This window comes from Nocardia sp. NBC_01503, assembly GCF_036327755.1.
Taxonomy (GTDB): domain Bacteria; phylum Actinomycetota; class Actinomycetes; order Mycobacteriales; family Mycobacteriaceae; genus Nocardia.
This window is the reverse complement of record NZ_CP109596.1, coordinates 1,726,867-1,739,085: the sequence shown is the minus strand read 5'-3', so window position 1 is coordinate 1,739,085 and position 12,219 is coordinate 1,726,867. Positions and strand designations below refer to the sequence as shown.

Here is a 12,219-nt window from a genome sequence, read left to right as displayed (position 1 = left end):
ACCGTCGCCGATCGTCCAGGCTCCATGATCGGCGATCGCTCGCCGGGGCTGGTTCAATCGAGAATTTCGGCCATACTCTGAGGATGAGCACGGTGGCGGAGGCGGGGGTCAAGGATTGGGATTTTCCGCGCGGAGTGGCGAGTGTCGCGTTGATGGTGGGGTTCGCCCGGGAGCAGGGGGTGGCGGCCGGGCGGATGTTGCAGGGGAGCGGGCTCACCGAGAAGACGCTCGCCGATCCTGACGCGCAGATCGATGCGCATACCGAGCTGGCGGTGATCAGGAATTTGGTTCGGGAGTTGGGGGATCGGCCGAGTTTGGGGATCGAGGTGGGGCGGCGATATCGGATCACCACCTTCGGGATCTTCGGGTTCGCGTGCGTCAGTTCGCCGACACTGGGGGAGGCGATCGCGTTCGCGCTGCGGTATCTGGAGTTGAGTTTCACGTTCTGTATCCCGGCGACGCGGTGGCAGCCGGGGGAGTTCGTGGCCCGGATTCACGATGAGCGGGTGCCCGCCGATGTGCGGCGATTCCTGGTGGAGCGGGATGTGACCGCCATGCATCAGATGCTGTGCGATCTGCTCGGTCATCAGGTGGAGTTGGTGCGAGCGGAGTTCGACTTCCCGGCGCCGGCGGATATCACGCCATATGTCGAAACCTATGGGCTGCTACCGGGTTTCGATCGGCCGCACACTCTGTTCACGATGGACCCGGCGGTGCTGGAGCGGCCGTTGCCGCAGGCCAATGAGCACACCCTGGCCATGTGCCTGGCGCAGTGCCGGGATTTGGTGTCGCGCAGGCGGGCTCGGACCGGCATCGCGGCGGACGTGCGCGAACTGCTGGTGCCGCGCGGTGGGGCGGACGGGTTCGCCGCGCCACCCGGAATCGACTCGGTGGCAAGGGATCTCAATATGTCGACGCGGACGCTCAGAAGGCATTTGGATACCGTGGGCACCAGCTATCGGCAGCTGCTCGATGAGGTGCGGCGCGCACTCGCCGAGGAGATGCTCACCGCCACACCGCTTTCGGTGAGTGATGTGGCGATCCGGCTCGGCTACGCGGAGGCGTCGACCTTCATCCACGCCTTCAAAAGGTGGACGGGCACAACACCTTCCGCCTACCGCAGAGGTGCGGTCAATCCAGTGGTTCGCTGAGCCAGCCGCCCATGGCGATGGGGCGGAACATGGTCAGCAGGCGGCCGTCCCGAATGGAGTGGAACAGCAGCGTCGGGTCCGGCGCGAAGTCGATCGGCACGTGACCCGGTGCGGCCACCTCCCATTCACAGCCGATGGTGGAGGAGACGCTGGGCGCGACGATCAGCGGCTTACCCGCGAACGTGGTGATCAGCCCGGCATGCACATGTCCGGTCAGCACACCCAGAATGCGGTCGTCACCGGCGACGATCTCGGCCAGCCGGTCCGGATTGGTGAGCCGAATGGGATCGCAGACCGTGCTCTGCACCGGCACCGGCGGATGATGCATGGCGATCAGCACCCGCTCATCGGCGGGCGCGGCGGCGAGTAGCTCGGTCAGGAAGTCGAAGGTCGAATCCTCCAGCAGCCCCTCGGGCTTACCGGGAATGCTGGAGTCGAGCAGTGCGAGGGTGACCCCATCCACGCTGTGCGACTGGTTGATCGGCGCATAGCTCGCGTCCTGGCCGAACAGCACGCTGCGCATATTGCCGCGGTCATCGTGATTGCCGGGCAGCAGAATCACCGGCACATCGGCGACCAGCGCCGCGCGCGCCTGCTGATACTCCTCGATATCGCCCTCATCGGCGATATCGCCGGTCACGATAATGACGTCGGGGCGCTGCGGCAGCTCGGCCAGAAAGGCCATCACCCGTTCGGCGCGTTCATTGTTCCGGGCGCCCATGTTGAAGTGGGTGTCACTGAGCTGAGCCAGCAGAACCATCGGCGTTCGCTTTCTGTGAAGGGCAGCACCATTGCGCCCGCAGCGCCGCGACGACGCGACACTCAATCAGGCTAGATGAGCAGCCACTATGCGGTCTCGGTGAGACTCGCCACCGTATCTATTTGCCCTCCGCTTCGCTCCGGGCGGGGTTCGCGGCCCTGAAGTCCCGGTTCTTCCCTCCCTACGCTCCGCCGCTTCGCTCCCCCGCTCCACTCAGTCCAGAACCGGGACGGCCGCGAACTTGCCGGGTTTTCCATGTTCTCCCGCTGCCGCGTTCTCCTGCTGCCGCTTGCACCGCTCAGTCCAGAAACGGGACGGCCGCGAAACTTGATAGCTGATCCGGATCGAATGTTACGGGCGTCTCTCCGAATTGCCAGAAGTCCGCGCCGGGATCGGCCTCCAGTTCGAGTCGCGGGGGTGTGCGCCAGGAGGCGTCCAATCCGAGTCGCCACGAATGCAGGTAGGTCCGCTCGTGCGTACCGGACCTGTCGAACAGCGGATCGCCGACAATCGCGTGCCCGATCCATGCCAGATGCACGCGGATCTGATGACGTCGCCCGGTGATCGGCCGCAAGGCCAGCACCGTATGCGTCTCGGTGGCGGCGATCGTCGCGAATTCGGTGATCGACGGATAGTTCTTGCCCGCCAGCACATCCCGCTGATCCACGACCCAGGTATCGGCGTCCCGGCGAATGCTCTCGCGGGGCGCGGCGATCCGCACCCGGTTCTTGCGCCCCACACCCAAGGGCAGGTCGATGACCCCGCGCTCGGGGAGTCCGGTGGACTCCACCACCGCCAGATACGCCTTGGCGGCGGTGCGCTTGTTGAACTGCCGCGTCAATTCCCCGTGCGCGGGCAGCTCTTTGGCGAGCAGCACCAGCCCGGAGGTCACCTTGTCGATGCGATGCACCGGGTACAGCGTCTCCCCGGCCGCGGCGGCGAGCTCCACGATGTCGGTGTCGTGGCGCTCGCCGGTGACCGAGATCCCGGCGGGTTTATTGAGCGCGAGGACATTCTCGTCCTCACTGATCAGGCACTGTTTCCGCAGTTCCGGCCAACGCGTATCCACCGTGCCCAGAGTAGAGATCGGGGTGGGGCACTCGTCCACTCAGGCCAGGGCCCGCTCCAACTCGGCCAGTCCGGCCTCCATATGCGCGGGCATCCGGTCGAGGTCGGGCACGGTGCGCCGGCAGCCGACGAATCCGAAATCGAGATTGTCGCCATTGGTGGTGAGCGTGATGTTCATGCCCTGCGATTCGAACGGAATCGACAGCGGATAGTTGCTGTCCAATCGCGCACCCTGCATATAGACGGGTTTACGTGGCCCGGGCACATTCGAGATGACGAGATTGAACGGCATCCGCGGCAGCGCCTCGAACCCGGGCAGCAGCGAAACCCCGAGCGGGGTCATGAGCAGTGCGGACAAGGCCATGGCTTCCAGCTTGGGCAGCTGGGTGAAGACCTGTTTGGCCTCGCGCATGGAGGTGCTGATGGCGCTCAGCCGCTCCAGCGGATCATCCAGGTGGGTGGCCAGATTCGCCAGGCAGGCGGCGACCATATTGCCCTCGGAGGCATCGGCCTCGGCGGCGCTGCGAATATTCACCGGCACCATGGCGATCAATGGTTCGGCGGGCAGTCCGTCATGTTCGATGAGGTATGCCCGCAGCGCGGCCGAACTCATGGCCAGCACCACGTCATTGACGGTGGCGCCGGTGGCGAGCCGGATGGCGTTGATGCGCTCCAGCGGCCAGGACCGTACGGCGATCCGCCGTGCCCCGCCGATGGAGACATTGAACATGGTGCGCGGTGCGGTCATCGGCATGGTGAGGCGTCCGTCGATGGCTCCGCGCAGCGGCGCGCCGATATAGGCGGTGCTTCTGATCATGCGCGGCAAGGCTTTTCGCAGTTGCGACCAGGCGCTCTCGGATTCGGCCGCATCCTTGACGACCGGCGCGGCGCCCCACGGCACCCGCATACGCGAGTCGAAGGGATCGTCGGTGAGGGTGCGCTGCAGTAGCCGCATGGCGGAGACGCCGTCGATGAGCGCGTGGTGCATTTTGACGTAGACGGCGAATCGCCCGTCGTCGAGACCCTCGATGACGCGCGCCTCCCAGAGCGGCCGGTGCCGGTCCAGCAGTTGGCCGTGTAGTCGCTCGGTGAGATCGATCAGATCGTCCATACCGCCGGGCGCGGGCAGCGCACTGCGCCGCAGGTGGTAGCCGAGATCCACATTCTCGGCGTGGGACCAGGTCAGGCTGGAGAAGCCGCCGAGCACGCGACTGGGTTTGCGGCGGAAGCGGGGGCGTACATCGGTGGCGCTCGCCATGGCCGCGAAGGCGTCGCGAATGAATTCGGGTCCGGCGTCGGCGGGCGGTTCGAACAGTTGCAGACCGCCCACATGCATGGGGTGTTCGCGGGATTCGATCGCGAGGAAGATCGCGTCGAGCGGGTTCAAAAGGTCCATCGGTTTCGCCTAACCGGTGGGGCAGCGTCCATCGAAAGACGTACGCACAGACTGCCCGGGGAGTTACGGTCGGCGACGCTGCCCCCCGCTGCGTTGACGGGGAATTACGTTATCACTGTGCTTGATTCGTTATAACCCGAACTTCGGAACGCAAACTACCGGTCTCGTTGCCGTTCGATTGCTCACGCTCCAGATCGTCGACCGAGGCGAAGTGCAGGCCGACCACGGTGCGGCGGCCGTGCGTGAACGGGTGTACACGATGCAGGGTGGTATCGGTGCGCATGAGGTAGAGGTCGCCCGCCTGTAACTCCCAGGAGTGAATCGGATTGCGGGTCAGGGTCCGATGGATATCGCGGTAGCGCCGCTCATGTTCGGTGTGCGCGACGGTCTGTACGAAGCCGCCCTCCTCCAGCGGCGGGCACTCGACCACCAGCACCAGCGCGAAAGCGTAGTCGTCCCAATGCCATCGGCCTGCGGTATCGTCGTGATGCCGCCGCCGTACCGTGAATCGGCGCGGTGTCGAACACGGCAGCACCGGTTCATTGGCTACCTCGGTAAGCTTGTGCCGCAAGGGTTCACAGTCGTACAGCTGCGGAATGCATTGGCTGCGTGCGGCCACCTCGCGTGAGCCGATGTCTAGGGTGCGCCGGGCCGCGGGCTCGGGGCCCTCCCAATCCAGATGGTGATCGACCAGCGCGAGTGCCTCGGCGGCCAGCGTGCGTTTGACCCGATAGGGCAGCAGGAAGCCCAGGCGCGCTATTCCGGTCTCCGCCAAGCGGTCTCGCGCATGACGCAAGGCGGAGGGGTCCACCGCGCCCAAATGTTTCCGGGCGACCTCCACGGTGCTGTGTTGCTGCACCCGATCAATTGTAATCCGTTGCACAGCAACGAATATGGAATCGGATCGCCATCGGATCACGATCGGGTGGCGGTCCGTGACCTGAGCGACTCGCCGGGGTGACGGGCGGGTGATCCGGGGCCGGGTCGGCGGGGGTAGCTTGGAGTTCGCTATGGCTGACTACGGGCATGAGCTGAGGTTCGGGATATTCGTTCCGCCCGAGGCGGCGCGCGGGCAGGCGCTGCTGCGGCTCATTCGCCGCGCCGACGACTCCGGGCTGGAAGTGCTGGCGGTACAGGATCATCCATATCAGCCCGCGTTCCTGGACACCTGGACGCTGCTCTCCTATACCGCCGCCATCACCCGCAAACTCACCCTCATGCCCGCCGTGGCGAATCTGCCGCTGCGCCCGCCCGCCGTGCTGGCCCGCAGCGCCGCCAGCCTGGATCTGCTCAGCGGCGGCAGGCTCGAGCTCGGCCTCGGCGCGGGCGCTTTCTGGGATGCCATCGAGGCGATGGGCGGTGCGCGCCGCACCCCCGGGCAGGCCCTGACCGCACTGCGCGAGGCGGTCGGCGTCATTCGCGCGCTCTGGGGCACGGACGGCCGCCCGTTCCTGAACGGCGAGTTCTACTCCCTGCGCGGTGCGAAACCCGGTCCCGCACAGGCGCATCGGATCGGCATTTGGTTCGGTGTCTACGGTCCCCGAGCGCTCCGCCTCACCGGCGAGCTCGCCGATGGCTGGCTGGGCGGCTTCTCCTATGCCCCACCCGATCGGCTACCCGGCCTGATGAGCGCCATCGACACCGGCGCCCGCGAGGCGGGCCGTATCCCCGCCCTCATCCGCCGCGCCTACATCATGGACCCGTCCATGCCGGTGGCTCAGCTCACCGACGTGGCCCTGGCCCACGGCATCAGCGAATTCCTGCTCCCGGTCGATCCCGACGGCGAAAGGGAGACACAGCATTTCGCCGAGGAGATCGCCCCGGCCGTTCGCGCCGCGGTGGCCGCGGCCCGCGCGGCCTGAGCTACTGCCCGAAGAAGGTGCTGTTCAGGATCTGGCGCAGCGGGGAGAGCGCGCCGTCGTAGGTGACCCGATCGGAGCGGACCGTATGCAGCGAGCTGTCGCCGCGCTTGGGGTCCTCGCAGATGACGCGAATGTGCTTGCCGTTCGGGCGGAGTGGGCCGAGGGTGAGATCGGCGGCGCCGGTCTTGTCGACCACGGCCCAGGGGCCGGCGAGGTTCTTGCCCGCGATCTGGCAGCGGTTACCGGACTTCTCACCGGTGACATGCGCGGTGACGGCGGTGCGGCCCTGGATGACGGCCTTGGGTTCGCTGTTGGCGGTGGCGGCGCCCGCCGCGAGCATGGTGCCGAGGGTACCGATCACGGCGGCGGTGATTGCGCGGTGGCGGAGCGATCGAGACATGGTCCAGATAGTGAAGCGCGTCCTGTGAGGTTTCTGTGAAGTCTCGGGGTGAATTGGCGATGAACTTCGCGCCAAAACCCCTTCCACCTGGTCGGTTTGATACGTTTTAGTGATCATGGACCGCGCCATCAGTCGTCGCGCCATGCTCGGTTTGGCCGCCGCCGCCGGGCTCTCCATCGCCGCGTGTAGCCGTTCCGAGGATTCTTCCGGTACATCCACCACGCCGACAGTATCGAACACCGATGCCGTGGCAATCGCCACCGACGCTTACATATTCGGATATCCACTGGTCCTGATGCACGCGACGGCGGATTCCAGTGGTCCGGTGAACCGTTTCCGGCACGCTCGGGGTCTGCCCACCGCCGCCGATCGCATACTCGTCCGCACCAATCTGGACACCCTCTACTCGACCGCCTGGCTGGATCTCTCCGGTGAGCCGATGGTGCTGCAGGTGCCCGCCATCGCGCACGGCCGCTTCTGGCTCATGCAGTTACTCGATGCCTGGTCCAACACGGTGCACGATCCCAGCAGTATGCGCCCGCGTGACGGCCGCCCCGATCCGCCGTTCACATATCTGATCACCGGTCCCGGCTGGACCGGGCGGGTACCGGACGGCCTCTCGCACTTGCGGATGCCGACCGACACCGCCTGGCTGCTCGGTCGCATACAGGTCGACGGTGTCGAGGATCTGCCCGCCGTACGTGCCATTCAGGACCAATTGCGGCTGGCTCCACTACCGGCCTGGCTGGCCGATCACGGCGCGCCCACGCCAGGGGCGCCGATCGCGCAGGGGCAGGGCTTTCGGAGTTCGCCCGCCACCGAGGTGGCGGCCCTGGACGGGCGCCGCTTCTTCGACCGGCTCTGTGAACTCATGGCCGCGGACGCGCCCGCGGAGGCGGACGCCCCGGCGCTGAAACGCTTCGCCACCATCGGTATCGAACCCGGCGGCAGTGTGGACGCGCTGCGACTGTCGGATCTGGATGCCGCCGCCGCGGATGCCCGCAAGTCCATCGCGAACTATGTCGATCCCGGCGCATACACCGAGAACGGCTGGCTCTTCCACGACAACCTGGGCAGCTACGGCACCGACTACCGGCTCCGCGCCAGCACCGCGCTGGGCGGGCTGGGCGCACAGCCGCGCCGGGACGCGGTGTACCCCACCACCGAGGCGCTCGCCGCCGACAACAATGGCGTCCCGCGGGCGTTCCGGCTGCGCTTCGAGCCCGGACACCTGCCGCCCGCGGACGCCTTCTGGTCGCTGACCGCGTACGACTCGGATAATTTCCTGGTCGCCAATCCCGCGGGTGTCTACACCGTCGGACATCAGGCGCCGCCGGTCGCGGATCCGGACGGCGGGTTCGAGATTCTGGTGCAGCATGCCGATCCGGGACCGACCGTGCCGCACGGCAATTGGCTGCCCATCCCGGCCTCGGGCACCTTCTCGCTGACCCTGCGGTTGTACGCCCCGCGCCCCGAGGCCACCGACGGCAGCTGGAAGCCGCCGCAACTCAATCCGGTGTCCTGACTGTCCGGCCGGAGTGTTCTCTGCCAGAATCGAATTGCTGTGAGTACGCTGAGCGCCGTTCATCGTGGGTTCCGGAGCCGATAGAACCAGCTGCGGACCGACCTCGAGGAGGATGTGGTGACTGCCGTAGCTCCCAAACCGGAGGCGGGATTGACGGCCCAACGGCCGTATCCGGCACGGTTGGGCCCCAAGGGTTCGTTCCTCTACAAGGCGGTGACGACGACCGACCCCAAGGTGCTCGGTGTCATGTACCTGACCACCGCCATCTCGTTCTTCCTCATCGGCGGTCTGCTGGCGCTGCTCATGCGTGGCGAGTTGGCGCGGCCGGGTATGCAGTTCCTGTCGGCCGAACAGTTCAATCAGCTGTTCACCATGCACGGCACGATCATGCTGCTGTTCTACGCCACGGCCATCGTGTTCGGCTTCGCGAATATCATCCTGCCGCTGCAGATCGGTGCGCCCGATGTGGCGTTCCCGCGTTTGAACGCCTTCAGCTACTGGCTGTACCTGTTCGGTGCGAGCATGGCGACGGCCGGTTTCATCACCCCGGGTGGTGCGGCGGACTTCGGCTGGACGGCGTACACCCCGCTCTCGGATATCGTGCATTCGCCGGGTGTCGGCGCGGATCTGTGGATCCTGGGCCTGGCCGTCTCGGGTCTGGGCACGATTCTGGGTGGCGTCAATATGATCACCACGGTCATCTGCCTGCGCTGCCCGGGTATGACCATGTTCCGCATGCCGATCTTCACCTGGAATATCCTGGTGACGAGTGTGCTTGTGCTGCTTGCCTTCCCGCTGCTGACCGCGGCGCTGTTCGGTCTGGCGTACGACCGGCACCTGGGTGGGCACATCTACGATCCGGCCAATGGCGGCGCCATCCTGTACCAGCATCTGTTCTGGTACTTCGGGCATCCCGAGGTGTACATCATCGCGCTGCCGTTCTTCGGCATCGTGACCGAGATCTACCCGGTCTTCAGCCGGAAGCCGATCTTCGGTTACACCACCCTGGTCTACGCCACGCTGGCCATTGCCGCGTTGTCCATCGCGGTGTGGGCGCACCACATGTACGCGACGGGATCGGTTCTGCTGCCGTACTTCTCGTTCATGACGTTCCTGATCGCGGTTCCGACGGGCGTGAAGTTCTTCAACTGGATCGGCACCATGTGGCGGGGTCAGCTGACCTTCGAAACGCCCATGCTGTGGTCCATCGGCTTCCTGGTGACATTCCTGTTCGGTGGTCTCTCCGGTGTCATCCTCGCGAGCCCGCCGCTCGATTTCCACGTCTCGGACAGCTATTTCGTGGTGGCGCACTTCCACTACGTGCTGTTCGGCACCATCGTGTTCGCGACCTTCGCGGGTATCTACTTCTGGTTCCCGAAGATGACCGGTCGCATGATGGACGAGCGCCTGGGCAAGTGGCACTTCTGGGCGACGTTCGTCGGCTTCCACACCACGTTCCTGGTGCAGCACTGGCTGGGTAACGAGGGTATGCCGCGCCGGTACGCCGACTATCTGCCCAGTGACGGGTTCACCACGCTCAATACGATCTCCACCATCGGCGCCTTCATCCTGGGTGCTTCGATGCTGCCGTTCGTCTGGAACGTCTTCAAGTCCTACCGCTACGGCGAGGTCGTGACCGTGGATGATCCGTGGGGCTACGGCAACTCCCTGGAGTGGGCCACCTCCTGCCCGCCGCCGCGGCACAACTTCTACGAGCTGCCGCGTATCCGCTCCGAGCGCCCCGCGTTCGAGCTGCACTACCCGCACATGGTCGAGCGCATGCGCGCCGAGGCGCACGTGGGCTGGGGTTCCAAGTCGCACTATGTGGCCGAGGAGGCGAAGGTCTCCGAGTAGAAATTTTAGGATTGACATACGAATCCCCTCGGTCTAATCTTGTGTCGGTTACAAGATTTTGGTCGAAGGGGATTTCTCATGCTCAAGGTGCGGTTCACGGGAGTTCGCAGGCTCGTCGACGTGGCTCGGCCGGTGCCCGGTCCGGGGCAGTTGCTGGTCCGTTCGGAGCTCGTCGGCGTCCATCTCGGGCTGGTGCGAGCCCTCGCCGCGGGCAATGCCCCGGACCCGGGGGCCGAGATCGTCGGCACCGTCGTCGAGGTCGGTTCCGGGGTCGGCGCCGAGTGGATCGGCAAACGCGTTGGCGGCGTGGTGTTCTCCGGTGCCTACGCCGAATACGCGCTCGCGGCACCGGCATTGACGACCGAGATTCCGGCCGGAGTCCAGGCCGCCGACGCGCTCGCGGTGGTGCGCGGCGGGCTCGTCGCCATGGGGGCGCTGCGGGCCGGACGATTCGCGGCGGGGGAGTCGATCATGATCACCGGCGCGGCCAGTGGAAGCGGTCATCTCGCGGTGCAATTGGCGCGAGCGCTGGGCGCTTCCCGGGTGCTCGCCGCGGTGGGCACCGCCGACAAGGCCGAGTTCGTCCGCGACTGCGGAGCCGACGCCGTGCTCACATATAGCGAACCGTGGACCGAACGTGTGGATGTGATCCTCGACGGTGTGGGTGGTGATCAGGTGCAGCGCGGGGTGGAAGTGCTTGCGCCGCATGGCCGTCTGGTTGCCTATAGTGCCGGTCGGGGAGCAGTGGACGTGAACGGCCTGCTCGCCGATCTGAAGACCGTCACCGGTTTCTCGGTCGGGCTGCTCGCCCGGACCCGGCCCGAGGTGATCGAGTCCTACCGCGCCGAGCTGTGGAAACTGTTGGCGGATGGGAAACTTCGCCCCCGGCACACCGTGCTGTCGCTGGATCGCGTCGACGAGGCGGTGCGGCTCATCGAGACCCGCGGCAATCTCGGCCGGGTGATGGTGCGCACCGCCTGAGGTGAATCACGGTCGCGGCCAGGGTCTTCCGTCGAGGCGTTCGATATCGGTATTGAGCCGCTCCAGATAGCCCGCGAAGGCCGCCACGTCATCGGCCGACCAAGTCTGCATAACCCGTTCCAGCCCTTCGGTATTGGCGGTGCGCTCGGCCTCCAGACCGCGCTCGCCCGCCGCGGTGATGCGGAATTTGCGGGCGATGCCACCGTCCGGATCGGGGATGCGCTCCACCACGCCGGCGCGCAGCAGGGCCGCGGTCTGGCGATTGAGTGTGGAGGTGTCCAGTCCGAAGGCCTCGGCGAGCTGGCCGATGGTCATCGGCCCCTGCACGCTGAGCCGGCTCAGCAGTACATAGGCGCTGCGATCCATCCGGGTGCCATCGCGCCGGTAACGCGTGTTGATGGTGTATCTGCCGAGCAGCATGGTTTCGAATTCGACCCGGTCCGTGGGCTTTTCCATGCCGTCCTTCCGTCGCGACCTGCGTGAGCCTGTCTATCACAGGTGATGTGAGTCACAGCATGCATATGCACAATGCTGATCATCCCGCAGCTGCTGCAGCTGCCGAAGGCCACCGGATACGGCCTGGGGCAGTCGATGTTGGCCATGGGTCTGTGGATGGCCCCGGGTGGTGTGATGATGATGCTCATCTCGCCACTGGGTGCCAAGCTCTCCGCCGTACGCGGTCCCAAGGTGACGCTGGTGGCCGGTGCGCTGGTATTGGCCGCCGGATACGCCTGCTCGACGGTGCTGATGGGTTCCACGTGGGGACTGCTGGTGGCGGTCTGTATCTGCAACTGCGGTGTGGCATTGGCGTACGGGGCGATGCCAGCGCTGATCATGAGCGCGGTGCCGCTGTCGGAGACCGCGGCCGCCAATAGTTTCAATACGCTGATGCGCTCGATCGGGACCTCGTTCTCGGCGGCGATCATCGGCGCGGTGCTCTCGCAGCTGAGTACCACCCTGGGCGGTCATCCGATTCCGACCGAAAGTGGCTTCCGCACCGGCCTTTTCATCGGCGGTGGGGTCGCGGTGGCGGCCGCGGCGATTGCCGCGTTCATTCCGGTCAAGGGTGATAAGGCAATCGGGCGCTCGTCCACCAGTGCGAAGGCCGTGGCAGCCTGATCATTCGTCCACTTACGGCACGCAGGAAATAGCAGCAGACTTCCAGCAACTGTGCGGTACTGTCCGCAGTCGGGGCGCACGCGTATCCAATTGCGCTCCGGCT

11 protein-coding genes and 1 pseudogene are annotated in these 12,219 nt (G+C 66.0%); 6 read left to right on the top strand and 6 right to left on the bottom strand.

Features of this window, described 5'->3' with window-relative positions; genetic code table 11:
- Positions 1 to 83 precede the first annotated feature (83 nt).
- Positions 84 to 1,151, top strand: a complete 1,068-nt coding sequence (locus OHB26_RS07695) for an AraC family transcriptional regulator (RefSeq protein WP_330183519.1) — start codon at positions 84 to 86, stop codon at positions 1,149 to 1,151.
- On the opposite strand, the gene OHB26_RS07690 is transcribed toward OHB26_RS07695, so the two are convergent.
- From OHB26_RS07690 to OHB26_RS07675, 4 genes are all read right to left on the bottom strand, one after another.
- On the bottom strand, positions 1,132 to 1,911 hold the full coding sequence (locus OHB26_RS07690) for a metallophosphoesterase (protein ID WP_330183518.1): 780 nt from the start codon (positions 1,909 to 1,911) through the stop codon (positions 1,132 to 1,134). The genes OHB26_RS07695 and OHB26_RS07690 overlap by 20 nt on opposite strands.
- 298 nt (positions 1,912 to 2,209) lie before the next feature.
- Positions 2,210 to 2,980 carry an RluA family pseudouridine synthase gene (locus OHB26_RS07685; protein WP_330183517.1) on the bottom strand — a complete coding sequence of 257 codons (771 nt, stop codon included), beginning with the start codon at positions 2,978 to 2,980 and terminating at the stop codon, positions 2,210 to 2,212.
- A 39-nt stretch (positions 2,981 to 3,019) separates the two neighbouring features.
- Positions 3,020 to 4,375: a WS/DGAT/MGAT family O-acyltransferase gene (locus OHB26_RS07680; RefSeq protein ID WP_330183516.1), complete on the bottom strand. Its 1,356-nt coding sequence runs from the start codon at positions 4,373 to 4,375 to the stop codon at positions 3,020 to 3,022.
- A gap of 112 nt (positions 4,376 to 4,487) precedes the next feature.
- Entirely contained in the window at positions 4,488 to 5,234 is a 747-nt protein-coding gene (locus OHB26_RS07675) for a HalD/BesD family halogenase (RefSeq protein ID WP_330183515.1), read from the bottom strand.
- Positions 5,235 to 5,385: 151 nt separating this feature from the next.
- Here OHB26_RS07675 and OHB26_RS07670 point away from each other — a divergent pair, with 151 nt between their 5' ends.
- Positions 5,386 to 6,237: an LLM class flavin-dependent oxidoreductase gene (locus OHB26_RS07670; protein ID WP_330183514.1), complete on the top strand. Its 852-nt coding sequence runs from the start codon at positions 5,386 to 5,388 to the stop codon at positions 6,235 to 6,237.
- A gap of 1 nt (position 6,238) precedes the next feature.
- Here OHB26_RS07670 and OHB26_RS07665 read toward each other — a convergent pair whose 3' ends face one another.
- Entirely contained in the window at positions 6,239 to 6,637 is a 399-nt protein-coding gene (locus tag OHB26_RS07665) for a hypothetical protein (RefSeq protein WP_330183513.1), read from the bottom strand.
- Positions 6,638 to 6,752: 115 nt separating this feature from the next.
- On the opposite strand from OHB26_RS07665, the gene OHB26_RS07660 reads away from it, so the two are divergent.
- The 3 genes from OHB26_RS07660 (at position 6,753) to OHB26_RS07650 (ending at position 10,997) form a co-directional block, all read left to right on the top strand.
- Positions 6,753 to 8,162 (top strand): DUF1254 domain-containing protein, encoded by a 1,410-nt coding sequence (locus OHB26_RS07660; protein ID WP_330183512.1) that lies wholly within the window; start codon positions 6,753 to 6,755, stop codon positions 8,160 to 8,162.
- 117 nt (positions 8,163 to 8,279) lie between these two features.
- Complete coding sequence (gene ctaD, locus OHB26_RS07655) at positions 8,280 to 10,016, top strand: aa3-type cytochrome oxidase subunit I (RefSeq protein WP_330183511.1); 1,737 nt, start codon at positions 8,280 to 8,282, stop codon at positions 10,014 to 10,016.
- Between the two features lie 78 nt (positions 10,017 to 10,094).
- Complete coding sequence (locus tag OHB26_RS07650; RefSeq protein ID WP_330183510.1) at positions 10,095 to 10,997, top strand: quinone oxidoreductase family protein; 903 nt, start codon at positions 10,095 to 10,097, stop codon at positions 10,995 to 10,997.
- Positions 10,998 to 11,003: 6 nt separating this feature from the next.
- On the opposite strand, the gene OHB26_RS07645 is transcribed toward OHB26_RS07650, so the two are convergent.
- On the bottom strand, positions 11,004 to 11,453 hold the full coding sequence (locus OHB26_RS07645; protein WP_330183509.1) for a MarR family winged helix-turn-helix transcriptional regulator: 450 nt from the start codon (positions 11,451 to 11,453) through the stop codon (positions 11,004 to 11,006).
- A gap of 75 nt (positions 11,454 to 11,528) precedes the next feature.
- Here OHB26_RS07645 and OHB26_RS07640 point away from each other — a divergent pair.
- A pseudogene (locus OHB26_RS07640) lies at positions 11,529 to 12,116 on the top strand (MFS transporter); the annotation flags it as partial.
- Between the last annotated feature and the right edge of the window lie 103 nt (positions 12,117 to 12,219).